The sequence below is a fragment of the Mesorhizobium sp. C372A genome, assembly GCF_030323245.1.
In the GTDB taxonomy this organism is placed as follows: Bacteria; Pseudomonadota; Alphaproteobacteria; order Rhizobiales; family Rhizobiaceae; genus Mesorhizobium.
Window position 1 is genome coordinate 4923309 of sequence record NZ_CP100475.1, and the last position, 23935, is coordinate 4947243.

A 23935-nucleotide genomic window follows, 5' to 3' on the forward strand; every position below is an offset into this window, starting at 1 on the left:
TCCGCAGCGTGGTATAGGCACAAAGCTGCCCCTCGCCCCGTGAACGCCCATCGCAGATCGGGATCAAAGTGGATCGAAACCAGCGTCTTAGTGTGAAATTAACCTTTCACACTGAAGGAATAGCGGGTCGAGAACGAAACGATGGATTAGGGCGTTCCAGTCCTCGCCCGCAGGGCTTCTGCTCTGGCTCGATTAAGAAGTTTTGCCCGAGATTCCGCCAGTTCGCGAAATTCGTCGTCGAGCTCAGCGACTTTGTCGGGATGATTCTTCATCATCTTCGCGCGATACGCAGCGTTGATCTCGGAGGTGGATGCGCGAGACGATACACCTAGTATCTCATGCCAGGCGCGGTCATCGACTGTGGATTTCCGTTCACGCTCGCTGCGTTCAGTCCTATCGCCAACATTTTCGTCGGCATGCTGGTATTCGAGAATTGGATCAACCGTAAACTCAGCGAAATCAGACCAGCATTGATGAACGTCACTTCGCGCGGCCAAGATGCTGGCTTTCCGGCTTCGCAGCATGAAAAAAAGAATTGCGGCACTCGAAGCTCCCGACAGCATGGCGCTGCCATAGATCGCGTCACTTATGTCGCGAGTGCGAAAAATTACGTGACCGGCAGTGAAAGACCCGAGGTCTTTCCATGGACCTGCAACGACAAAATAGAATCCGGCTAGCAGCACCGCGTAAACTAAGAGTGTTCGCAAAACTGCCGATCGCATTGCATTGACTTCGACCCATTTATGAAAGCTGATAAGCGGTGCGGCACGGAGTTCAGCGGCCGCCATTTCTAATTCGTCGATGCGTGGACCGAGCTGCTCTTTCTCAGCGTTCAACTGCTTGCCCAACCTGGTGCCCCGATGAAAGGTACCGTCGACGTTAACGGCAAGATCGGCGACATCGGCCTCATGTTTGATCTGGTGCCAACGGCCCAGATATGCGGCAAGTTCGCGTTCGATTGCGCCCAAACGTGCGAGCGTGGGCTCGTCTGGTTCGTTGACCATCCGCCGGCTACTTGCCTTGATTTGATAGATCGGGAGACCGACCAGCAACAACACCGGCATATATACGGCCGCAGTGAGCAAAATGGTGAGGACAACGATGCCCACCACAACGATCGCGAAGAAAACGAAGGTTATACCTCCGTCCTGATTTTTGCTCCGTCTCGCCATCACCGTTGCTCATTCAATGTTTTGAGAACAACAAAAACCCGAGCAGAAGCACAGCGCCACCGTAGAAGGATAGACTGTATAACACTTGTACCAAAGGTACATTGCGGCGCCGCGCGCTGCCGAACGGGCCCGATCCGCGTTCGGGCCACATGTACTGAACCCAAAGAATGAATTTTCCTGGGCCGAGTAAAATCCACCACCACAACGACCGCGCACTCAACTGTGTTTCGTCAGTTTTCGGAAGCGCAGCGATGCCCAACCTGTCAAGAAACTTGTTTCGTCTCATTGCGCACTCGTCCCCGTCTGAACAGGTTGGCTATAGCAGAGGGCTACAACGAGTTCCACATTCACAAGCGCTTGTTCGCTGCCGAAGATAGCGCAGCTGGCAGACAGGTAATCTGACGACGCTGACAATCTGGCACACCTAGCAAGGAGACCCTACACACACACCTGCCTTCGGGTATGCGCCGCCGGGGACGACCTTGTGTTCGACCGCGGTGTCTTAATCTGCCAAAATTACTTTATGTCATCGATTGTTGATAGATTACGCCGGGTTTGATTGATAGAATTCGATCCGATGAGGAAAATCCACGACCAAGTACTGTTAAGCGCTACCGATTTGATCGGCCACATAAACTGTGGACATCTAACCAATCTAGATATTCAGGTCATCAATGGCACGCTCGCTAAACCGTCTCGTTGGGATCCGCTTCTTGAAATCCTAAGAGAGCGGGGGTTCCGGCATGAGCAGGCCTTCATCGATTACCTACGGTCCAGTGGACTAGACGTAATCGCAATTGAAGGCGTCGATAATGCGGGAGCAAGTGTCAAAGAGACCCTTGATGCCATGAAAGCTGGCCGGGAGATCATCGTCCAGGGATCGCTGCGCAGCGGCCGCTGGGCCGGCCGCGCAGATATTCTACGCCGGGTCAGTACCCCAAGCGTCTTCGGCGGCTGGTCGTATGAGGTTACCGACACGAAGCTCGCGCGTGAGACAAAGGGCGGCACGGTCCTTCAGCTTTGCCTCTATTCCGAGATGCTGGCTGCGATGCAGCAGCACCAACCTGACTTTGCCCATGTCGTCGCGCCTTGGACCAAATTCGTCCCGCATTCCTATCGAATGGCGGACTTTGCCGCCTATTTCCGTAAGGCGAAAGCTGCAGTGGAGCGCGTCACGGAAGGCCAGCCTGGACGGGACACTTATCCGGAACCCAACGATCATTGCGATGTCTGCCGCTGGAGTGACAGCTGCGACAAACAACGCCGAGCAGACGATCATCTCTCCTACGTAGCTGGAATATCGCGCAATCAGATCACAGAGCTGCGCGAAAACGGCATCGACACCCTGGCGGGGCTTGCTGGCCTACCAAACCCGATGACCTGGAAGCCGAAACGTGGCGCGTTACAATCCTATGAGAAGGTGAAGAGCCAGGCGCTTCTCCAATTCGAAGCTAGGAAATTAGGTGAGCGTCGTTATGAGCTCTTGGGCGTGCATCCAGGTTTTGGCCTTTGCGCGCTTCCTGAGCCTTCTCCCGGTGATATCTTCTTCGATCTAGAAGGAGATCCCTTTGTTGGCGAGCACGGCCTCGAATATCTGTTTGGATATCACTTCCACGATGAGAACGGCAATCCGCTCTACCAGGCCGACTGGGCGTTCAATCGGACGGAGGAGAAAAATGCCTTCGAGCATTTCGTGGATTTCGCTACGGATCGCAGGAGCACTTATCCTGACTTGCACATTTACCACTTTGCGCCGTACGAACCCGCGGCATTGAAACGCCTGATGGGCCGCTACGCGTCGCGTGAAAATGAGATCGACGATCTCCTGCGGGGCCTCGTGTTCGTCGACCTTTACAGCGTCGTGCGCAACGCGCTTCGGGCCAGTGTGGAGAGCTATTCGATAAAGCGGCTCGAAGCCTTTTACAGCTATGAACGGGTTGTTCCACTCAGTGATGCAAACATCGCACTCGCCAGTCTCCAAGCGGGGCTCGAGCTCGCTGACAAGGACTCGATCTCGCCCAAGGACAGGGACATCGTCCAAGGCTACAATCAGGATGACTGCGTTTCAACCGAAGCGCTGCGAAACTGGCTGGAAACACTGCGGTCGGAGCTTGAATCCAAAGGGACAGTCGTCCCGCGCCCGACACCTGGTCAAGACGGGCCGAGCGAAGAGATTTCGGAAAGACAGGAGCGGGTCAACCGACTAGTGGAGCGTCTCACCAGCGGTATCCCGGTCGATCCTGCCGAACGCAACGAAGATCAACATGCCCAGTGGATCCTCGCCAATGTTCTGGACTGGCATCGACGTGAGGACAAGGCGACATGGTGGGAGCATTTCAGGCTCAAAGCACTAAGCGCTGATGAATTGCTGGACGAGCGGGCTGCGCTGTCTGGTTTGGAGTACATCACCGAGCTGCCAAAGACTGGAAAGGTAAGTGTACCGACGCATCGATACACCTTTCCACAGCAGGATACGGATATCCGGGCGGGTAAAAAGCTGCGTTCGATCGGCGGCGATCCATTCGGTGAGGTCGTCTCTATCTCAACAGAGATGCGAACGCTCGACATTAAGAAGACAGGTGCGGCTGCAAACATTCATCCAGCGGCCATTTATGTTCACGAGATCGTTCCATCAAAGGAACAGGCCGCGTGTCTGCTCCGCATCGCCGACCATGTCGCCTATAACGGCCTCAACGGAGCCGGCCCGTATCTCGCGGCAAGGGATCTTCTTCTGCGCATCCCACCCCGGGTCAATGGTCAACCTATCCAGAATGAAGGTGAGTTTACGCTCGACGCCGCATTGCGTCTAGCGACCCATTTCGAAGGCGGCGTCCTGCCAATCCAGGGCCCGCCCGGCACCGGAAAATCCTATACCGGCGCGCGTATGATCTGTGCTTTCGTGCAGAGAGGAATGAAAGTCGGAATTACCGCCAATAGCCACAAGGTGGTCCGCAATCTGCTGGAGAAAGTTCTCGAAGCGGCGGATGAAATGAAGGTGGACCTTTGCTGCGTCCAGAAGGCCAAGGAAAAAGAGGACGATCAGCCGCATCTGAAGTTTGCAAAAGACAACAGCGATTTGTTCGCGAAGTTGGCGTCGGGGCAATGCCACGTCGCGGGCGCAACAGGATTTCTATGGTCCGCGGCCGACGCACATGATGTTCTCGACGTGCTTGTGGTTGATGAAGCGGCCCAGATGTCCCTGGCGAACGTGCTGGCAGTATCGCACGCAGCCACAAGGCTGATCCTGCTCGGCGATCCGCAGCAGCTCGATCAGCCGACGCAGGGAACGCATCCCGACGGCACCGGCGTGTCCTCGCTGGAGCATGTGCTGGGTGGTAAACAGACGATCGACCCGAACCGCGGCCTATTCCTCGCTGAAACCTGGCGCATGAATCCGCCCATTTGCGATTTCGATTCTGAGCTCTTCTACGAAAGCAAGCTCCACCCAGTGGCAGGCTGCGAGAAGCAGGTCATCTTGTCAAAGGGGCCAATTATAGGATCCGGCCTTCGCTATATCCCTGTCGAGCACGCGGGCAACAAGAGCTATTCGATTGAAGAGGCTGGCGTGGTAACGCAGATCGTTATGACGATCCTGAGCAGCAACACACGGTGGATCGACCGTGATGGGACAGAGAAGCCTGTCAGGCTCGAAGATATCGTGATCATCACGCCTTACAATGCACAGGTCTTTGAGATCCAGCAGCGCCATCCCGGCGTGCGTGTGGGAACTGTGGACAAATTTCAGGGTCAGGAAGCGCCGATCGCGATCTATTCGATGGCGACGTCGACCCATGCCGATGCCCCGCGCGGCATGGAATTCCTATACAGCGCGAACCGTTTCAATGTCGCGATCTCACGCGCAAAATGCCTCGCGATCCTTGTCGCATCACCCGAGATATTCGAAGCGGAATGCAAGACGCCCCGGCAGATGCAGTTGGCGAACGCATTTTGCCGATACATAGAAATGACGTTGTAGCGCAGCGCCTCTTTGGACAGGCATCGGAACTACGCCATCTCATGGATCCACCCAGTGGCAGATGGCTTCCCGCTCGCTATTCGCCCGACGATCGTGCCCTGGCGAAGATCATAGAGGACTCCGACGTGCTTGGTTTTTAGGCCAAGATAGGTTTTCTGCTCAGCACGCGCGGCCAGAATTTCCTTTGTCCCAGACAACGTCGCAGCGATGATTTTGCAGCGACCACCACCCATAGAAGTAGCGAGTTGTTTCGTAACCGCATCCCATGCCTGCATCCCATCGCTATTATGGCGGGCACCTTCAAGCATTTCTTTCAAAGGCACTAACGCACGGGGAGGTGTCTCTGTCAGGTGACGTACATGGACTGGTTGGCCCGTTAAGCTGCAAGGCAAGATGTCGTCAGGATGTGCCTTTGCCCCACTCCAGGTACAAATTTTTGTTTCTTTTGGTGCGCAATAGGTACCGCCGACAGACTCCACGGCTATGCTTTTGAGCAGCTTGGTAGCCGAGACCGAGCTCGAAACTAAGAGCGCGCTTAGGACGATCTGTCCGGTTTGACTGCAACGGCCCAATAGACTCGGAAGAACGCGTCTACCCGAAACGGCGCACGTCGCGAGAACGCCCCGGCGAACGTACTGAAGCGTGAGATCGCATTGTTCCGCCTCGTCCTTTGAAATCACCTGCCGTGTCTCATGGCAGGTGAGGAACTCCCGACGGTGGCCAGTACGACCAGACAGCGCCGATATTGCGGTCTCGTCGAGGCGATAGCGCTTGCCAGATATGTCACTGACAATCAGCTCAGTGCCAAGAACATCCGCGCCGGTAATATCACATTTTGCGAAGTGAACAGCCTCAGCCCGTTTCCCGCTCACCTCCGAACTCTTGAGAAGGTCGCGAGCCACAAACGAGCCACTGATGGCCGATTGTTCTACTTCATCGGAAAGTACGAGTTTGCCGCTGACGCCACAGTGGATAGTGTGGGCTGGTAGGGCATGCCTTCCCGACATCTCCGACGTGGCAAGCAGATGCTTCATGGTTTCGGCGCCGCTGATGGCGCATCGCCCGAGACAGTCCGCGGGAACCCTACGCCTTGATGTAGCGCACATTCGCATCTCAGGCGCCTCGACGACGTCGCGCGTAGTGGGTTCGATCGATAGAATGCTTGAATATTCGTTTTCGCCATCGAGACGAAAGGTAACGCGGATCGTCGCAGTTTTTGATAGATCCCCTTCGAGACCAGCAAAGCTCATTTCAAGTCGCGGCGTGAATTCCTCATATAGCTTGTGACTCTTTCGTTCATCGCCACCAGCTGCATGTACCTCCGCATCGCGTCGCTCAAGGTAAAATCGGCAGAACTCTGCAATCCCGGCGTCATCTTTAGCCAATGCCATCACTATGTCGCTGTCTACACCAAGGTCACTTGCGTGCTCGAGTATCGGAGCGACCGGTGCTAGCGCAGATCTGCCACCGATAGTGATATGCTGATCGCGGGTACATTCCACATCCACCAGTCGCTCATAGCTGTCGTGCTGAACCGTCGCACGAACCCTGACAAGCGCATTGCCGATAAAAGAGCGACGCCCTTCAGTCACCGCCAGAAATTTAGGGACCCCCCCAAACTCCTGAATCCAATTTCGTCCGACTTCCATCGTCGCGCGTTCAGCGTCAGGCAACTGGTCATTGACTTTGTGCACGCCAGTGGAGGCCAATCGGGTCACCAATCGGGCAAACGCTGCGCTGCCGGGAACATATTTGGTACCCTTCGAGTCCTCTTCAGCCTGACCATCAAACAGGACGCGTTCGCGGTGTCCGTCATGGTCCACCAGCACGATATCCGGCCCCACTTCGGTAATCTTGCCGCCCAACGCTATGAAGGCGGCGCGCACAAACTCCTTGGCCCCCATCGAGCGTTTGACGTCAGGCAACGAAGGAGTACGCGGCCCGATATGTTCCGCACCATCGAGGCTGCCAAGCATGGAATCGATATTAGAACGTTCTCGTTCCAGTTCTGACTTTGCGTTCTCAATGCTTTGGTCGGCAAGTCGAACCGCGGCTTCCGTGTCCTTCCCGGCCAACGCGGCGACAACAAGGGCACGGATTTTTTCGTCCATGCCATTTTCATCATCGTCGCCTCCAACGCCAGAGGCTTCGAGAAGCGATTCAATGTCTCCTATGGCATGTGATGCGAGCTGCAATTTCTCCATCAGCCGCCCGACAATGTACTCCTCGAAAGTGCTTGTCAGAACCATGTTGAAGATCCCGACGCTTGCATGCTCAGAAGCCAAACGTTGGATGCGGCCAATGCGCTGTTCGACGATCATGGGATTCCATGGGAGGTCGAAATTGACCAACACATTCGCAACCTGAAGGTTTACACCTTCAGAGCCGGCCTCCGTAGAGACGATAACGTTGAGCCCGGGCGGATTGGCGCGAAAGGCCTTAAGCGTTTCCTGATTTCTTCCGCCCGTGCTCCCATTGATGAGCCCTACTTTTAAGCCAAGTCCTGACAAGAAGGCCTCGATCGTCGTTTGGGTTTCCCGCCGCGTTGTAAAAACGACAAGTCTCCATTTCTCAGGGTTCTGTTCCTTCAGCCGCTCAATTAAATTCCCCAAGCCATCGAGTTTCGCAGCACGCGTCATGCGCCCGACGATGCCTTTCACCGTCGTTACGAGATCGGCCGGGACTGTGCCATTCCTTCCCATGTTTACGAGCTGGACCAACAAAGCGTCGGGGCTGCTCGTGAGCGCTTGCAGGATCGAAATTTGGGCAAGGCGATTGAGGGATTGAATGGGTTTCGAAATGGCTTCGATGAGATCCAATTCCCCTTGTGTGGGCGTAACTTTATGCATTTGCACGACGCGATCAGGAAAATACAGTTTTGCGTCGCCGCGGCGGACCCGGGACATGTAGCCATAGATGATCGAACGGAATTCCTCTTTTGATTCAGGCTTTAGCCTGCGTGCCTTGTCGCGATCATCTGCAATGAATTTTCGGGCGAAAATACCTTCGCTGCCAAACGGATTTTGATGGCCCCGAGCGACACTGAGTAGGTCAACCAAGGAATACAGGTCCCACAGGCGATTTTGAATTGGCGTGGCAGTGAGCATGAGGACATATCGAAAACGCCGCTCCAGAAGCGCCTTCTGAAATGTGAGGGCAACTTTTGGAGGACTGCCAACGCCATAAAGGTTGCGAAGCTTGTGCGCCTCGTCGAGGATCAGCATTTGAAAGCGGTCGGCCGGTATGTCCTTCAGATAAAGACGCGCAGAATTATAGGTTGTTATGACGGCGCCAAACTCCTTGGGATTCGCTCTGGTCAGATCACGGCCCGTCACCACCTGGGCCGGAATGTCGAATTTGGTTTCGAGTTCTTCCTTCCATTGAGGCCCTAGAAGCTTCGGGCAAACCACCAGCACCTTTGAAAGGCGACCACGCGCAGCGAGCTCGGACATTACAAGCCCGGCGCTGATGGTCTTCCCTAGCCCAACGTCATCAGCAAGCAGCGTGACCGGCAGGCGACGGCAAAATGTCATCAGGTTTGTTACCTGATGATGGAACGGCTCTATGCGGTCGCGCCAACGGTATGCAGATTTTAGATCGTCGCGATTTTCGATCACAATGGGATCGGTTAGATCCCACTCCAGGGCCGCTTTATAGAGTTCGTAGTCGCCCGGAGCTATCTCACGGCGGAGTATTTTTGACTTTATCTGTGACACAGTTGCCATGCTTCTATTAGGCGATGCCTAACCTAGGGAAATCATGCCCTGTCAGAGGGTGCCCGTGCAAGCGCCAAGATTTGCGTATCCACCCCGGCATATATTGATGTCACTTCCAGACCGCCGTCAGTCGGGGTGGAGTGGGGTGCCTTTACTGAAAGACGAGGGCAGCGTCAAAGCCGAATGGAGGGTTCTCCAGACCACATAGTCCCGTGGTCGACACATTGTCCCCCGACCCTTTCGACAACTGAGCACATTTTTTGACTGGTCTCGCCGGAGTTTTCCGCGACGATTTCCAACCAGATATCGGGTTTCGCCACGTGGACTACGAGGTTCTTTGCCAAATGAGGCTGGCCGCCGATGTTGGGAAGTGTCTCACAAAACCCAACAACCTCGTCCACTCCGTATTCCCACGCCAATCGAATTTCATCGAAATGTCCCGATCGGCTCGCCATCACCTGGTCGATCGATTTTTTCAGAGATGATCAAACGTGTCTCCCACCTCCCCTCGCTCGATCTCGTTTGAGGCGACTTCGCCGCGACCTTTTACGTCGCGTCCGGATCGAGTTCCGTGATCAGCATCCGGTCGTGGAAACAGTACTCCAGGGTGACCTGCCAGACTCCGATCCACGCGTCGATGGTCTCAGTGTGAAAGTCCCATTTCACACTATCGTATTTTCCAATGTCTCTGACGTCAGCTTTGGGGCCGACTACGGACTGTCCGGTATCGGCTTGGTTTCGCGACAAGCTGCCGTTCAGCAACCGACCCCAATTTGGTCTTTGCAAGGCAAATTTGGAATGCCGAATAGCGGCCAATGCCCCACACGAACGCTTACACGCGATGTTGTGCTACATTAATCTTCCTCGGCCGCCTGTAAGCCGAGTCTGGGCCAAACCTTCGGCAGCACATCAGAAATAGGAAAATCGGCACGGTCATCTGAGGCGATCGTGTAGGGTTCGTCTCGCGGAGCAGCATGGAAGAGTTCTGATCAGCCGATGAAAAACACCATTGCTTATGGCGGTTCGGACGACGAGAAGTGGGAGCTGGCGTGTCAGTGCGCCGATTTCGACATTCGCACAGCCATAGCTCGTAGCTATGGTTTGAGAATGCTGATGGAATCCTTCTTCGATCAAATGAGGCGGGAGGTATCCGATCAACTCTACGCCCAGGCACTGGATTTTAGACAAAAGACTTTCGAGGCTGAGGATTTCAATAATTACTGCCTACAAATCCTATTGGAACGCGAGCAGCAAGCCGCGCACCTCGCTGCTCGGACGGCTCGCTTGCCGTCTAGTCACTCTCGTGCCTGGAAGCGTGACTTAGCGAAGCATGTCCTAGGACATCACCGATATCAGCTTCCGGTGGGTCAGGGCGGCTTCAACGTCGGCACGCTTCAGGATCTTGGACCGAACGTGGCGACATGGCAGCCGTCCCTGGTTGCCGACGCGATACCCTTCGCCGACTTCATGTATGTTTACGACTGCGGCTCGGATCCGATAGCAGGCGTGGTACAGTCCGTGCGGTCTATAGTGGCTCGGCGCCCATCTCGCCGACTCGATATGCTTTTCGTATCGCATTTCGACCGAGATCACATCTGCGGCATTCCTCATCTATTGCACCAACAAAGGGGGCTCCGGGTCGACACGATCGTGATGCCATATCTAGACGACATCGATCGGATGATCGCATTTGGAAGAAGTGTGGCGACAGGCGGCGAACGCAGTGCAGAACGCTTCCACGAAGATATTGTAGTCGATCCCGTCGGTACCATGGCTCGGTTCGGGCCGCGGCAGATCGTCATGGTAATGCCGGGTGACGAGGACGACGGTGGTTCGGGCTTTTTCGAACTGCCGCCCGCCGAGCCTCCTCTTTCCGACCCGGATGGTATGCCCTGGAAGGGAAGAGATACGACGGACTGGGGCAGCGCCTCACCTGCCGCACGTCGGACGCCCGACGGAGCGACCGTAGTGCGGCGTATCGAGTTCGACGTTGCCGCGGGCTCCGAAGGCGGATGGCTCTTAAAGCCACACGTAAAACAGGCATCTCGGCGAGACCGGGAGGCGTTCTGCGCCGCGGTGGAGGTGATCCTGCGATGGCCAAGAGGTAGCTTCCGCGACAAGCTGAAAATCGAGAAGGAACGTCGAGGATTGGTGACGAAAAACCGTACCGCCGTTTCCCGAGCTTATGCGTGGGCGTTTGGCGACAAGAACGAAACCTCCTTGTCGTTGTACTCCGGGCCGGCCGAGCCACGGAAGGCCGGCGCCGTGCTGCGCAATTCGCGGATGTTCACGAGTGCGCGCGTAGGCTGGATGGGAACCGGCGATGCGGGGTTTAAGGATCCGGCAACAGTGCAGAGGTTCCAGGATCATTACCGCGACGAGATAGATTGGGTTACCACCTTCATGCTGCCCCATCACGGATCAGCGAATAACTTTGATCCCTCACTTTTCGTGGTCGGTGCGGAGCTCTTTGTGGCAGCTGCCCAACCGATCCACTCGCATTGGAAGCATCCGGCGCCGGAGATCGTCAAAGCGATCAAGGCAAGCGGTGCCAGATTCCGCAGGGTAGGCTCGTCGCCAAAATCTCTTCTGGAGGAAAGAATGGTCGTATTCTGGCCCGGCTGAAACTACGCAAGCACTTCGGCTACAGATGGCAGGCATGTGATCTCGGCTATGGAGACAACCGTGGTCCGATCGACACCAATCTCAATCTGTCACCGGTTCGAATGCTTTGATGCCGCCGGCTGCGCCTCAGAAACTCGTCGTGTTCGTCATATCGCCGGGCACCGCCATATATTTCTTGCGAAAGCAGGCCGAAGATGAAGAGCAAGGTCGACAGTTCCACAAATGAAATGCCATGAAGCATGGCGCCATCTTAGACTTAATGCAGCGCCGCATAAAGGAATATATTCTTACATTGTCTATATGATCCCACGTACGTGGTCTTTCCAGAGCTGACAATTGGCGCAGGAGACATGACGAGGCTCCGAAGCCATGTCCGCTTTCAGGGGATGGCAATGACGACATCCACGACCGATATTGGGCGCAGAGCGGCCGTCTAAGTCGAGAGACGGCAGTGCTGAATCACTCGCTCAGCAGACTAAGATAGTCACCCTCGGCCTCCCCGTAGTGGAGCGGTACCTTGGCGGAGATTGGAGTAAATTCAAGAAAGAGAGGCAACGAACCTCTAGACGACGCCACCACCACTACCAGACAAGAGCCGAAAGCATGTCGAACTAATTGGCAACCCAAAGACTTTTGAGCTCGTGTCCGACAGCCCAATGGGCGGACGCGTCGGTGTCAGTGCACTTGGACTCGTAAGGGTCGCGAACCATCTGGAATTCGCCGTCGATTACCGCCCCAAATAGGAAACATTCGTCCTTGTACTGTCCGCGTTCTGCGCTCGCCATCTTGACAGTTGCCTTCACGACGATGCCGTCAAGGTTCCGGCCCTTCCAGTTGACGGTGCCATAGTCTTGGATCTGAGAGGCCACGTCCGTGGGCTTCCAGTTGTCTTGTGAGAGGCCGGCAGTCCACTTTGCAAAATCAGGAAACAGCGTCTCGATATCGATTCCAGAAGACGGGCTGGCCTTATCCGCCGGGCCCAGCACTGTTCGCTTTAGTCCATCCGAGAAGAGGTTCAGTAGCGCGGTCGCCGCCGGCCCGTTCTTCTGGCGCAGATCGGCCTGGCGGGCTCCCCTTGAGTTCCTTTCGTCCGCTTCGCGCTGAGCCGCGATTTTCTTTTCCTCGTCGGCTGCCACGCGCTTCGCCTCAGCAGCTTTGGTAGCTTCCTGCTTTGCTGCATCCAGCTTGGCCGCGGCAGCGTCAGCGTCATTCTTACCGAGCCACACCGGAGCGAAGGCGAACTGTACGCCGTCGCGCGCGAGCGCTTCCGAAGTAGCCTTCAGGTCGGCGGCCGACGCATAAAGTACGCGGCATTGTTCGTGCCGCACATCCTCGTAAGCTTTGTCGATCGATGCGTACGAGACTGTGCTTCCCGACATGCCTGCGAAATCAGCTATCTTGCCGATGGTCGCCTCGTGCGCGGCTGCGTTGCCGTCAACGACGGTGCAGATCCGGTCGGACGAACTCGCCAATAGGATGCCTCCATACCCCTCACGCGTTCCGGACGACACCTCTTCTGCGACCTTCAAGGCCAGCGCCTGGTCCGAATCCATACGGGCCTTGATGTCTTCGAACCGGATAGGATCGAACACGCGGAGCGTCTTGGCCTCCATCGCCTCGAGATAGGCCGCCTGGAGTGTTGGGGGGGCCTCCAGGAAGGTCTTTCGCTGGACAAGGAAGAGATCGGCGCTTTCGAGGTCGTTTGCCCCGCAGTCTGAACTGACATTTATCGCCTTGCCGCCCATCGGATCGATGGCTTCGAGGAGTCTCCTATCCAGGGCAGCAGTCCTCTTTAGGCCCAGCAGGCAGATCCACGCCTGGTTCTTTGTCAGCGAGAACTGGCCGGATATCGTACGCAACATTGAAGGCGCCTTGGGGCCTGCGTTGTAGAGCACTACGACGTCCTCCAAGGGGCCGCTCAGAAGTGCCTTGTTCAGAATGGTGACCGCATATGCCGCGTTGTTGCCGACTTGGCTGGTATCATTTCCGGACTGGCCGCCGGCGGTCTTGCTCGTATCCAGTTCTTCCGCCAGAGCCTGCCGAGCGATCATTGTCCGCACGCCCTCTCGTGCATCGGCCAGCGTGTCCAGGTCGTTGGTGTCGGAAACTTCGTCGAGCGCCTTAACCTCCTCGACGACCTCGGGCAGTTTGGGCGATGTCAGATGACTGCTCATCCAGTGCTTGAGTGCCTGCCGGTCGGCCTGCAGCTCAGCGAAGATTTCAGCCTTCTGCTTTTCGATCGCCTCGGCGCGTTCCTTGTCCCGGGATGCCGAAAAATCGGCGTACCCAGGCACCGCCATGAGTAGATTGGTCAGCCGGAGCGTCGAACTGCTCAAGGCATCGGTGGAACCTGTCTGGACTTGTGCATTCAACGCGGCGGCTTGCCCAGCGATCTCGACAAGGTTCGAAGTCTGAGGGTTCAACTTCAGGAATGTCTCTGCATCCGAGAGTAGCGCAGTCGCGGCGCCTCTCGCCGCCTTCAGCTTGCGGGCCTGTGCCTTGTCGTAGGAGGCCTTGTCGGCGAATCCCTTCTGCTTGGCGTCTCGGTATGCGGCAGGGTCGGAAAACCCTGACGCGTGATATGCGACTAGCTCCGCTCTTGTCTGGATGCCAAGCTGGACAGCCTCTCGATACTCGTTGGCTGCCGCGAACCCGGCTGTCTGTGCCCGCTGATACTCGTCGCTGCTGCGGAAGCCGCCTGAGACAGCGACATCGTAGTCGCGCTGCGTGAGAAAACCCATGCTTTTTGCCTGGGTGAATGCGCTCGCTGAGGAAAAGCCGCCGGACCTTGCATCTCTGAAACTCTGCGCGTCGGAATAGCCAAGCGCCAAGGCATCGTTTCGTTCTTGGTCGCTGTGGAAGCCGTCGCCGGCGTTGCGTTCCATCTCGGTCAAGCTGTAGTCTGTCAGCAACTCACCTGGCTGCACGTCGAAACGCGACAGGTAGGCCCTGAACGCCTTGACAGTCGTTGGCCCAATCAGGCCGTCAACAGGGCCAGAATAAAGGCCAAGCTTGGACATCGCTGCCTGGAGCCTCTGGACTACCCTCAAATAGTTGGGTTGCGTCGCGAAATCGAACGAGGCTCCCCTCTCGTAGGACATCCAGACTAACCCGTCCAACCCGTCCCCGCGCGAGAGAAACGAATCGTGAGGGATGATGCGCAGTTCCTTGAGCGCAGCCAGATTCGCCTTCGCCTTGTCCTGGTAAAGCGTCCCGGCGACAACAGCAAAAACCCCATTTCTGCTATGTAAGACCAGCGTTGGTCCCAATGTCGGCGCATATGACTGTGCAAGGGCTATGGCTTCTCCTTCGCTAGGCCGGCTCGATACGACGAGCCAAAATGCATTCGACTGCGGAGGCTTGAAACCCATCGGCCGCGTCATTTGCTGGCCGTTCTGGATGATCTGGAAAAAATCTGAGAGCGATGAGGCCGAGCTTATAGCCGGCAAAGAAGCAGCCGCCAACCAAGCAGCAACGCCCACACTCCACACGCGACGCATTGTAATCCCCTACACAACCCCAGAAGCCATATTCACGAATCTTAAGGAGTGCGCAAGGAGTACCGACCGCGTTGACTTTTTATGCTTACCAGGCGGCCACGACGATAGGTTTCCGCCCTCGTTTGCTTGTCCAGGGCGAAATGCCTTCCAATTCTTGAGATGTGGCAGGCTTCCAGTTCGTTTATCCGGTCGGGGCGCATTTTGAAATCGGCAGTATCGCGAACGCCGGAATCGAGAAGCCTCGGGCTCATTCTTAAATCGTACGCAATGAGCGCAAAACAGTCATATTGCCTGGACTTCGAGGATCACTCGTGGCCTTCTCAGGACAGATTCTAAGCGCTCCTCTCTTCACACACTGCACTTGAATCAGTTGTTGAGGACCGCCTGATTCACATTCTCAGCAGCCAGGTCCAACTGGCTGATTGGATTGGCCAATTCAGGGACCGGAAAATACCCAGGCTTCAGCCGAGTGTCGCGGGCGTGCGGCCAATCAGGGCTTGGTCAGAACCAAGGGGGCCCAGTCTAGGTCGCGGGACCATCTCAAAACTCAAAAAAATCAGGCACTTAAGCAGTCGTTTTGTTAGGGCTGGAATGTGTATCGTTGATTTTGTTGACTTTTTCACGGGCAAAATCAAAAATTTTCTCGTATCGTTCAGTATGGTTCCGCGACCAACATTTATGATCGTTTCTTTCTTTATTCTCCCGACCAAAAGCGGTGTTCGGCGAAGCGGGTCTCGCTGCCGTAGCAGGCAATGGTCGCATCGGTGTGGATCTTCAAATCCGCCTTCGATCTCTGTCGCATCAGCTCGGCCAGCCGATCGCGCCCACTGGCCATGACTTCTTCGGCAGCGGTGACCGCATCGTCCAGGGCATGGAAAACGCCATCCCCTGACAACGGGTCGAGGGAGAAGCGTGCGTCGCCGAGGAGGCACCAGTCGGGACCGCCGATGCGCTTTGCCGCGCTCGCGGGTGAGTTGTAAACTCGAAGTTTTGGCGGCTGCGAATGGTCAAGGCGGTGGCGGAGGAGCCGGGATGAGTGGACGGCGGACTGCCACAGCTGAAGACGATGCCCTGCTCCAATCGCCATCTGTCGTCGGGTGGTCAGGATGATAACCCCGTTGCCGTCGGGCTGGCTTAACGCGTACACCCAACCTTGCGGCACTGTCTCCACCAGCATGGAGCGTGTTCTTAGCGAATAAGGAACTGTCGCCACGATGGCGACGTGATCGTTCAAGAAGAGGCGCTGGACGCCCTTGCCGGCGCCGGTGGAGTAACGGCCGTCGCAGATCGCCACATAATCGGCCCGTTCGACACGGCCCTCCCCCAGTACCACGCGGTGCCCACCATCGTCAGCGCGGACCAGCTTCGCGGCGGTGCCGCGCAATACGGTGGCACCCGCCGCCGCGGCGGTGGCCGCGATTGCCGAATCGAATGCCTCGCGGTCGAGTTGCAAACCAGGTCCGTCTGGCGAGACGATGAAGTTGTGTTCGCGGATTTCCTCGTCCCCCCAAACTGATTGAATGGAAGGCACGACAGTTGCAAAGGGTGGACCAGACAGGCGTTCCAGGCCGAGCTTCGCTAGAAGTGGCCGGCATCGAGGCCCAGCCATCTCACCAGCGTGAGGCCGCCTGAACGGACCTTTATCGACCAGGAGAACGCTTAAGCCGGAACGCGCGAGCAACAACGCCAGCGCAGAACCACAAGGCCCCGCGCCGACAATCGCGACATCCCAGACTCGGTCGCTCATGCGGATGGAACGTCGGGCCCTTCGACTTCGAAAAGGTCATCGTCAATGTCGATGACGAAGCCACGAGTGAACCACTGCTCGACCAACTCCTCAGGTTCAAGCATGTCTGTCGCAGTGTTCTTGCGTATCCAGTTCACGTATTGGTCGGTGCCTCTGGCAAATACATGGTCGGGCCGCTGAACAGGCCACCACGCAAGAAAACCAGGACGGTTCTGGTCCGGCTCTCTTTTACATTCGCGAAAGTCGGCATGCCATGGTTGCGCCATCTGCTGGCTGAACGCGCCGGCTTCGACAAACACATCTCGCGACGAGTCTTTAGAGCCTGGGACCGCGAAGCGCCCCACCTGCTTGCCCAATTCGAAACGCAGTGGCGCTTTGTAGACCCCTGGCTTGGTCGACAGCCACCCCATTTCGATGCCAGGGTAGAATGCACCGCCGACGGCGTTAGACAAGGAGGCCTCGTCCAGACCGTATGGCGTTATGTCTTGCGGGTTGACCCCCGGCGGGGACCCAGTCCAGTCCAAATCGGCGTTTCCCCCTGACCACGTTTTGAGCATCTGGTATTGGACTTCGCTGACGAAATGGTAGGGGAGACCAGCTTGTCCCATGTATGGCTCGTCGCCCAATGTATGCGGCATCAAGGCCTTGTTCGAGATTGCTGTCGACCCGGGTACTCTAATTCGGTCGAAGACGTCCTGTGCCGCCGCCAGATCAAAGTCGGCTTCCGATCCCAAGATCGCCATGTCGTCGAAACTGCGGTGGTAGTTCTTCGGTGGATTGATATCTTTCTCATCGGAGTAGACTCTCCACACGCGCGTCATGCTATGCAGGATCGGGAATATGTCACGGTTGAATGACGGCTTCTCAGGCGCGCCGGCACCTTTCCAGATTCGGCGAAGTCGTTCCATGTCGGGCGCCAAGCGCTCGAAGGGCGTGCCCGCTTCATCGTTGCGCGCCACTACGTCGGCCAACGTGTCGTACATGCTCCGATAGCTGCGCAGCGCGGGCGCGAAGTCCGGCGGGGCAGTCATCACCCAGGCGGCCTCAGCACCAACGGCCGCTCCGTCGACGGTGAGACGGGCCGATACCGGGCCATCGGACACGTCGTCGTACCAATGAGGATTGTTCGCGTAGTGGACGATCGGCGTCCCTGCCTTGTCTGGTTCGGCAAAGCCCATACCACCGATAAAGATCAGCCGGCCCTGTGCGTCCGACCGCAACTGGCCGAGGGTCTTGATGCTTTTCAGGCGCGCGAAAGGACCGTCGGAGCCGTCTAGCTCCACTGCAACGTTGCTACCGCCCGCAATGGACTTCGGGCCCGGGTCGAGGTCGAGCTGGGCGCGCCGTTTTTTGGCGCCCCCGACTGTTCCGTTGCGGACCTCGCCCTGGGCATAATCGGAAAACAAGGGATCGACGTTTGCGCCTTTCTGACCGTCAAAGTTGACGAAGCTCGCCTTGCGGTTTGCGACGTGAACGGTCCATTCGATTGCCGAGACGCCGCCTTCGCCGAGATTGACCTCTCCTACCACGCTCTCCTGCCCGTCGTCGGCAAGCTCGAACTTGAAAATGCGGAAGCGCACGGCCTGGGGACGAACCAGCCCATCGACTTTGAACGGACCGAACGCGTTCGAAGCCGGGTCGTAGTTCGCTGGGATGCCCGGAACTTCAGGCCCTATGAAAAAGAAGCCCTCCTTGCTGCGATCAGCGTTTCCCACCCGCGCGATGCCGATTGCTGGGTGAATTCTGTAAAACGTGATAGCCATGCCCCAACCCCTCGTCGCTTGTTTGATCCATCAGAGCGCGGCGTCCTGTGCCGCAATGCGCTTGAAGGCCTGATCCGATTTGTCGACACCCATCGAAACCGCTAGGTCGATCATGGCCGCCGACAAATGCTTGGCGGTTGCATAGCGCTGCAGAAGTGACGCGTCATCGATCGGAACTGGCGATGAAGGCATGTTGAAGTAAGGCGCTGCCGGCGCCGCCGCCGGATCCATGCCCGCTTCCCGAGGATGCTTGACAATCAGTCGGTAGAGTCCGGCCAAGACAAGCCGCATCTCGTCCTCGCACCAGACCCGGAGCACTTTGCGCGTCGCGCCACTGGCAAGGAAAAACCGTTGGAGAACGACCAGGAGCATCTCGTATCTGAGGTCGAACAACCGCGTCAGCGTGACCGCAGGTTCTGCTGTGATATCGTCGGCACCCATGGTTGGAACAGGCCGCGACAGCACCTCGCTTTCAACGGCGGCAAAGAGGCGGAGAAATCTGAGAAAATGGCTAGGCTCGCCAACAGCGGGCTGCTCCCCGCCTTCTCCCTGCCCGGCGACCTTGGCGATCGCTTCGCGGACGGACTTTTTCCCCACCACTTTCAAGCCGAGAAAGTTCTCCTCTTCCTCCCATTCGATGTAATCAGATTGGCGCGCGTCTCCACCGACCAGATCGGCATCGGCGATATGCCACTTCTCGCCCCAAGCCGCGGCAATCGACGCTTCCCGCCACTCCTGGTCGGAGTTGTCATCCTCCTGGAACAGGTAGAACAGCCGCATGTAGACCAGGCCGACCCGGTGGATGAGCGTGCCGGATTTCTGTTTCAGCCTCGTCAGCACATCGTCGAAGGCTTTCTTGTCGCCTGGTTCGAGCTCGACATTCTCGCTCGGCGACTCCGCGGCTACATATTTTGCCAAGGAGGCGGCGGAAAGCGGCTCGAGCGCGAAGGGATAGGGATCGAAACCTTCCTGGGGACTCTCGTCCTGGCGCCGAAGGTAAGGCTCCAGGCCAAGCAGCAGCCGGATGTTGGTCACCGTCAGAAGGTGGCCCATTTCCTCGACCGCTATGTCCCGCAGCAGCTTATTGGGTTGTTGGCCGGCAGCAGATTGAACCGCAGCAAAACCGGCGTACAAGTACTGTACCATCAGCGAGTGCTCGATCTCGGCAGCCATGTCGAGCAAAGCGCCAGCTTCTTGCAAGGCGTTCTGCGCACCAGGCACCTTCGGCAAGTCATAGGCAATAACTGCGCGACCGATCGCCGAGGTCGCGAGGACTGGCGACATTGCCAGTTCGAGATCCCTGTTTGTCGATAGTTTTTCGTCCCGGGAAGATCTGGATTGAATCAATGTGTCCAAGGGAAGCGTATGGGAGCGTGAGCCATCGCCACCCCAACGCACGCGAAGTCGCCGCGACTGTTCACGCCTCATACTTTCCCCCTTAAGAAAATATTTACGACACAAACCCGTCCATAGCAATCAACACTTGGTGGACCCATCTATTCTTTCCGCAACCGAAGACACGTACCCCCGGCAACCGCAGTTGCTCTGCCGCCCGGACAACATCGCGCAGTCATCGACGCGCCCGCTACGATTTGTGAACTGGGCCGCGTAGTCCGCCAGTAATCCACCTCACACGAAACTCTGTACGCCGGGTGCGCAATGCGGATTTTGCCGACCAGGGCTCTTGGATCCGGCAAAAAGTTTCCTAGGCGGCCAAGGCGACGTCTTTCAAACGCTCATAAGACCATGTATCATGGGCGAGTTAATTGGAGGAGGAGTGGATGATGCGAACTATCTTGGTCTCCTTTGCTTTTGTAGCGGCGACAATCGGGCTGATTGAAGCGGCACCAACCTCAAAAAGCGCTCATAATAACCCGCCAATTGTTCTTGCGGCGGCAACCGTTTGGCAAGATGCACTTGCGCTCAAACCAAACCGTCGATTGCCTTTTACAAAAATTAACTCAGCAACATGCATATGTGACGGAATACCTTTTGAGGCGAGTTGTCCGGGCAATCAGACGGTTACTTGTAAATGTCAGCCCCCGGGCTACAGCTGTTCTAACCCCTGACGGAAATACCTTGACGGCCCGCAGAGGTCGGATGCCACAGGCTGGCCAGGCGGAAACCCTCGCCAACGAAAAGGCCGAACGGTGGATCAACCCCCACTGTTGAGTGCGTTTGCGTAACGTTGTTCGCGGATCCAAAAACGCAGACCCTGCGATAGCAAGCTGTCGGGCTGGTGGTCAGCTATGGACATTCGCCAACTGCGGAGTTCGACTGGAGTCTCATCAAGCGACTGCTCAAGGCTCTTGCGGATCGCCAGCTGCCGCAAAAAGTAGGGGCGGCCGGCTAGGCGGAAACCCTCCGCCATGCCGGGCAACTTCTCAGCGATGCTGCTTGCCTCTTGATTGTAAGGCGCGCAGCTCGTTGCCTCGGCTCTGACAACAGCGTCAGGCGAGCTCATAAGTGCGATAACCTGCGAAGCGGGCGCGCGCATGGCAAGGACACACGCCGCTTGGCGGCGTTCCGCGGTGCCGAGCACAATAAAGGCTTCCATCCGCGCGAGGTCATCGGGATGCAGCGCCGATCGCCCCGCGAGCTCGACGTAAAATTCATCCCGGCCGCCGATGCGCTTTATGATTTCGGATGCAAAATCTTCGCCCGCTCTGGAGCGCTGATATTCGGATACTGCCCTTCGAACCTCGATACTATTGCTATCCAAGATATCCGGCGGCATTTCGATCTCTAGTCTAAGTGCGGTCGCTTTTCGAACCAAGGCCGCACGGACGAAGTCGTCGGATCGTCCCGGGACCATAAGCTCCGAGAAGGCCTGGCGAGCATTCGCTCCGTCGGTGACTGCTCCCGTCTCCAGGAGGAAGCGGATACCGAGCTGTCCGCTGACATCCGTTGGATCAAGGTGGAGATCTTCAAGCGTCGGAGTGGATTGCGTGGATTGCGATGTGCTGACGACGAATCTTCGGATGGAGGCGTCCCACACAACTTTCCACGCTACACCAGGGCAATGTCTGACCGCTGACGCTCTCAACATGAGACCGGCCAAAGGGAATGCCATGGCTGATGGGGATACCAGCCCGAGCGGACAGGGAGCCTTGGGGAGCCGTGCCAGAGTTCCAAGGATCGAGGCTGCGGTCCACGGAGTCTCTCCCGGATTCTTAAGACGCCAGGCCAATTCCCTGCCGAGTGGGTCCGAAACTGACGTCAGGGTTGCATAGTTTGCGATATCTTCGTCACCTACGAATCCTGGCCTCAGCACTCCTCGGACTTGCGCGTCGATAGGCAGCACGCACCCCAGACGAAGCGCAGCATTGATGATATCCGCGTTTGTCGGGAGATTGCTCTCCGACGAAAATCTAGCCTGCAGGTAGCTGCCAAATGTTGGCGTGCAGATCCCGTTCAGACCGTTAATCACGTCGGAGTGGTCACTCGCATCAAGTGCCACATTTCCTGCCGCTGTGGTCACTTCCTCGAAGCTGCCACCAAGCCTCAACAGCGCCGAATAGGCAGCTCTTCGCACTTCCACACGTTCATGGCCCAGTAGTTTCCTGAGCCGCTCCCAATCGTCCCGTGTAGCAACAGTAGCGAATACCAGCGAAGCATTGAGCCTTTGTTCCGACGACGCCGCTGGATCGTCTAGGATGGTCAATGTGATGCTGCGGGCCTCACCGCTATTGCCTTCGTCGGCTCGCGCCGCAGCGACGTAGTCCCGACGGGCCGATCCTTCCAACCGAGTGGCCAGCTTCTCACCCAACCCACCCACGATCGGCAGGCTGGCCGCAGCCTCCGCTGTCAGCCGCTCAGGTCCATAGTCGGCAACCCATACGATTTGCGGGTACCCCGGCAAGTTTAGCCGAGGGTGACCTTTCCGCACGACAATCGCGTTGCCATCGACAGCAGCAAACTGAGTCGCATCCAGGACGCCATATGCGGCGATGACCGCGAACGCCAACGCCGCGCCCAAGGCGATTATGGTCTGCCTGATACGGCGCCTGACGTATTCGGGAGAGAACCTTGCCGTTCGAAACTCAATGGCTTGCAGCGACAGGCGACGATGGACAAAGAGCAGCGGATCTTTTGTCGAAGCGGTGACCCAAGTCATCTCCTGGGTCTCTCGAATACCTGGCTGCAGGGCGGTGCTTTCGGCGACGGCGCTGTCGAGAGCTTTTACCAGATCCGCAAAATAGATTGCGCCCGTTCCATCTCCCGCTACGATTTCACCCTTCAATATCTTGACGAGCGCAGACGAGAAATGTGTCCCGCGACCGTCAGCCCTCTCCCAAGAGCGCTGGCCCGGCCGCGTTGAGGCCAAAAGCACTCGGTAACCTCCCCTAGGAAGATTCCGAAAGACGGCCGGGGCTCGATCGGCAGCCGAGCCGCCCTCGCAACAGTCTACCACGAAAAAGATACCGTCGGCTCTAGAACCGCCCAATATGGCTTGCAGGTCTCTTCCGCTCAGTGCCGTCTCCGCCAGCTGGTCTTTCTCTGCATCCGACGTCAGAAGATAGAAGTCGTCTCCATCGTCGAGCCCGTGACCAGCAAAGTAGAAGAATAGGTTGGCTCCCTCCGGCAGTCCGGCGACAATCGAGCGCAGAGACTTAATGACCGCATCTCGAACGGCGGCTGGGCCCGCAAGCAGCTCAACCTGTTCAGATGGAATCGCGCAGCCGGCCCCGTCCGATAGGGCCAGCGCGATGGTCTCAGCGTCGCGAGAAGGCGACAGAAGAGCCGGCAGCCAGTCGTGTTTGACCCCGTTCGCCCCAACAACGACCGCATATTGGCTGCCCGAAAAGCTCGAAGCCGTGGCGGACCGGCTGGACATCGTGCTGGATTAGAACCAGGAACTCAGGAAGCTCCGTTGGGGAGCAACCTGATCAGGCGCCGCCCCCCGTGTACCACCACGTGCGATTGCACCTTGTGGGCCTGCACCGCCTCCGAGAACGCTCGTTGCACCGGCCGCCGAAGTGTAGACAAGACAGCCATTGATAAGTCCGATGAAATACTCAACTGGCGATGGATTGCCGGTCAAGTAAACACCGGCGAGCACGACGACTTCTGCAATGGCCAATGCCAGCCATTTTGGGCTGAAATTCAGCGCTGACTGAAGGGCATTCGATACTACGAACGTAGCACCCGTTGCCCCACTGAGCGTCAACATGCTTTGGATAGTAAAAAAGTCTTTTGGGACTTCCATGATTTACCCCCGATGGTTTTGTCGGAAAACGACAGCACAACGGATAACTATTAACATGCAAACATCAAGCCGCGCGAGGGGGTTTGCCGGTTCCTCTGTCCTCCCGTGCCAACATCTGGGAGGAAATAAAGAATGCCGAACCAGGAATTGAAAGAATCAATGGTACTGTCGGTGCCAGTGGAATCCAGTTGCGCAACGTCTGGGTGACTAAGCGGCCAATATTTCGA

The 23935-nt window shown here is 57.0% G+C and carries 10 protein-coding genes; 2 read left to right on the plus strand and 8 right to left on the minus strand.

Features of this window, described 5'->3' with window-relative positions; all coding sequences use genetic code 11:
- Positions 1-146: 146 nt before the first annotated feature.
- Complete coding sequence (locus NLY42_RS23675; RefSeq protein WP_023754339.1) at positions 147-1172, minus strand: J domain-containing protein; 1026 nt, start codon at positions 1170-1172, stop codon at positions 147-149.
- A 577-nt stretch (positions 1173-1749) separates the two neighbouring features.
- Here NLY42_RS23675 and NLY42_RS23680 point away from each other — a divergent pair.
- A complete protein-coding gene (locus NLY42_RS23680; protein ID WP_023754338.1) occupies positions 1750-5148 on the plus strand; it encodes a TM0106 family RecB-like putative nuclease in 3399 nt (1132 codons plus the stop codon).
- Positions 5149-5177: 29 nt separating this feature from the next.
- Here NLY42_RS23680 and NLY42_RS23685 read toward each other — a convergent pair whose 3' ends face one another.
- Positions 5178-8873: an SNF2-related protein gene (locus NLY42_RS23685; protein ID WP_023754337.1), complete on the minus strand. Its 3696-nt coding sequence runs from the start codon at positions 8871-8873 to the stop codon at positions 5178-5180.
- Positions 8874-9860: 987 nt separating this feature from the next.
- Between NLY42_RS23685 and NLY42_RS23690 the strand changes: the two genes are divergently transcribed.
- Entirely contained in the window at positions 9861-11489 is a 1629-nt protein-coding gene (locus tag NLY42_RS23690) for an MBL fold metallo-hydrolase (RefSeq protein WP_286488843.1), read from the plus strand.
- Positions 11490-12100: 611 nt separating this feature from the next.
- Here the strand turns inward: NLY42_RS23690 and NLY42_RS23695 are convergent.
- The 6 genes from NLY42_RS23695 to NLY42_RS23720 form a co-directional block, all read right to left on the minus strand.
- Positions 12101-14989 (minus strand): peptidoglycan-binding domain-containing protein, encoded by a 2889-nt coding sequence (locus NLY42_RS23695; protein WP_023754332.1) that lies wholly within the window; start codon positions 14987-14989, stop codon positions 12101-12103.
- A gap of 694 nt (positions 14990-15683) precedes the next feature.
- Positions 15684-16736, minus strand: a complete 1053-nt coding sequence (locus tag NLY42_RS23700; protein ID WP_023754331.1) for an NAD(P)/FAD-dependent oxidoreductase — start codon at positions 16734-16736, stop codon at positions 15684-15686.
- Positions 16733-18499 carry a LodA/GoxA family CTQ-dependent oxidase gene (locus tag NLY42_RS23705; protein WP_023754330.1) on the minus strand — a complete coding sequence of 589 codons (1767 nt, stop codon included), beginning with the start codon at positions 18497-18499 and terminating at the stop codon, positions 16733-16735. The genes NLY42_RS23700 and NLY42_RS23705 overlap by 4 nt, the downstream gene beginning before the upstream one ends.
- A gap of 30 nt (positions 18500-18529) precedes the next feature.
- Positions 18530-19783: a ferritin-like domain-containing protein gene (locus NLY42_RS23710; protein ID WP_023754329.1), complete on the minus strand. Its 1254-nt coding sequence runs from the start codon at positions 19781-19783 to the stop codon at positions 18530-18532.
- A gap of 871 nt (positions 19784-20654) precedes the next feature.
- Complete coding sequence (locus NLY42_RS23715; protein WP_023754328.1) at positions 20655-23336, minus strand: caspase family protein; 2682 nt, start codon at positions 23334-23336, stop codon at positions 20655-20657.
- A gap of 9 nt (positions 23337-23345) precedes the next feature.
- Complete coding sequence (locus NLY42_RS23720) at positions 23346-23708, minus strand: hypothetical protein (RefSeq protein WP_156933815.1); 363 nt, start codon at positions 23706-23708, stop codon at positions 23346-23348.
- Between the last annotated feature and the right edge of the window lie 227 nt (positions 23709-23935).

Coding starts and splice junctions, on each gene's coding strand:
- NLY42_RS23675 (WP_023754339.1), bottom strand. CDS start 1,172: ATGGCGAGACGGAGCAAAAATCAGGACGGAGGTATAACCTTCGTTTTC.
- NLY42_RS23680 (WP_023754338.1), top strand. CDS start 1,750: ATGAGGAAAATCCACGACCAAGTACTGTTAAGCGCTACCGATTTGATC.
- NLY42_RS23685 (WP_023754337.1), bottom strand. CDS start 8,873: ATGGCAACTGTGTCACAGATAAAGTCAAAAATACTCCGCCGTGAGATA.
- NLY42_RS23690 (WP_286488843.1), top strand. CDS start 9,861: ATGAAAAACACCATTGCTTATGGCGGTTCGGACGACGAGAAGTGGGAG.
- NLY42_RS23695 (WP_023754332.1), bottom strand. CDS start 14,989: ATGCGTCGCGTGTGGAGTGTGGGCGTTGCTGCTTGGTTGGCGGCTGCT.
- NLY42_RS23700 (WP_023754331.1), bottom strand. CDS start 16,736: ATGAGCGACCGAGTCTGGGATGTCGCGATTGTCGGCGCGGGGCCTTGT.
- NLY42_RS23705 (WP_023754330.1), bottom strand. CDS start 18,499: ATGGCTATCACGTTTTACAGAATTCACCCAGCAATCGGCATCGCGCGG.
- NLY42_RS23710 (WP_023754329.1), bottom strand. CDS start 19,783: ATGTCGCCAGTCCTCGCGACCTCGGCGATCGGTCGCGCAGTTATTGCC.
- NLY42_RS23715 (WP_023754328.1), bottom strand. CDS start 23,336: ATGTCCAGCCGGTCCGCCACGGCTTCGAGCTTTTCGGGCAGCCAATAT.
- NLY42_RS23720 (WP_156933815.1), bottom strand. CDS start 23,708: ATGGAAGTCCCAAAAGACTTTTTTACTATCCAAAGCATGTTGACGCTC.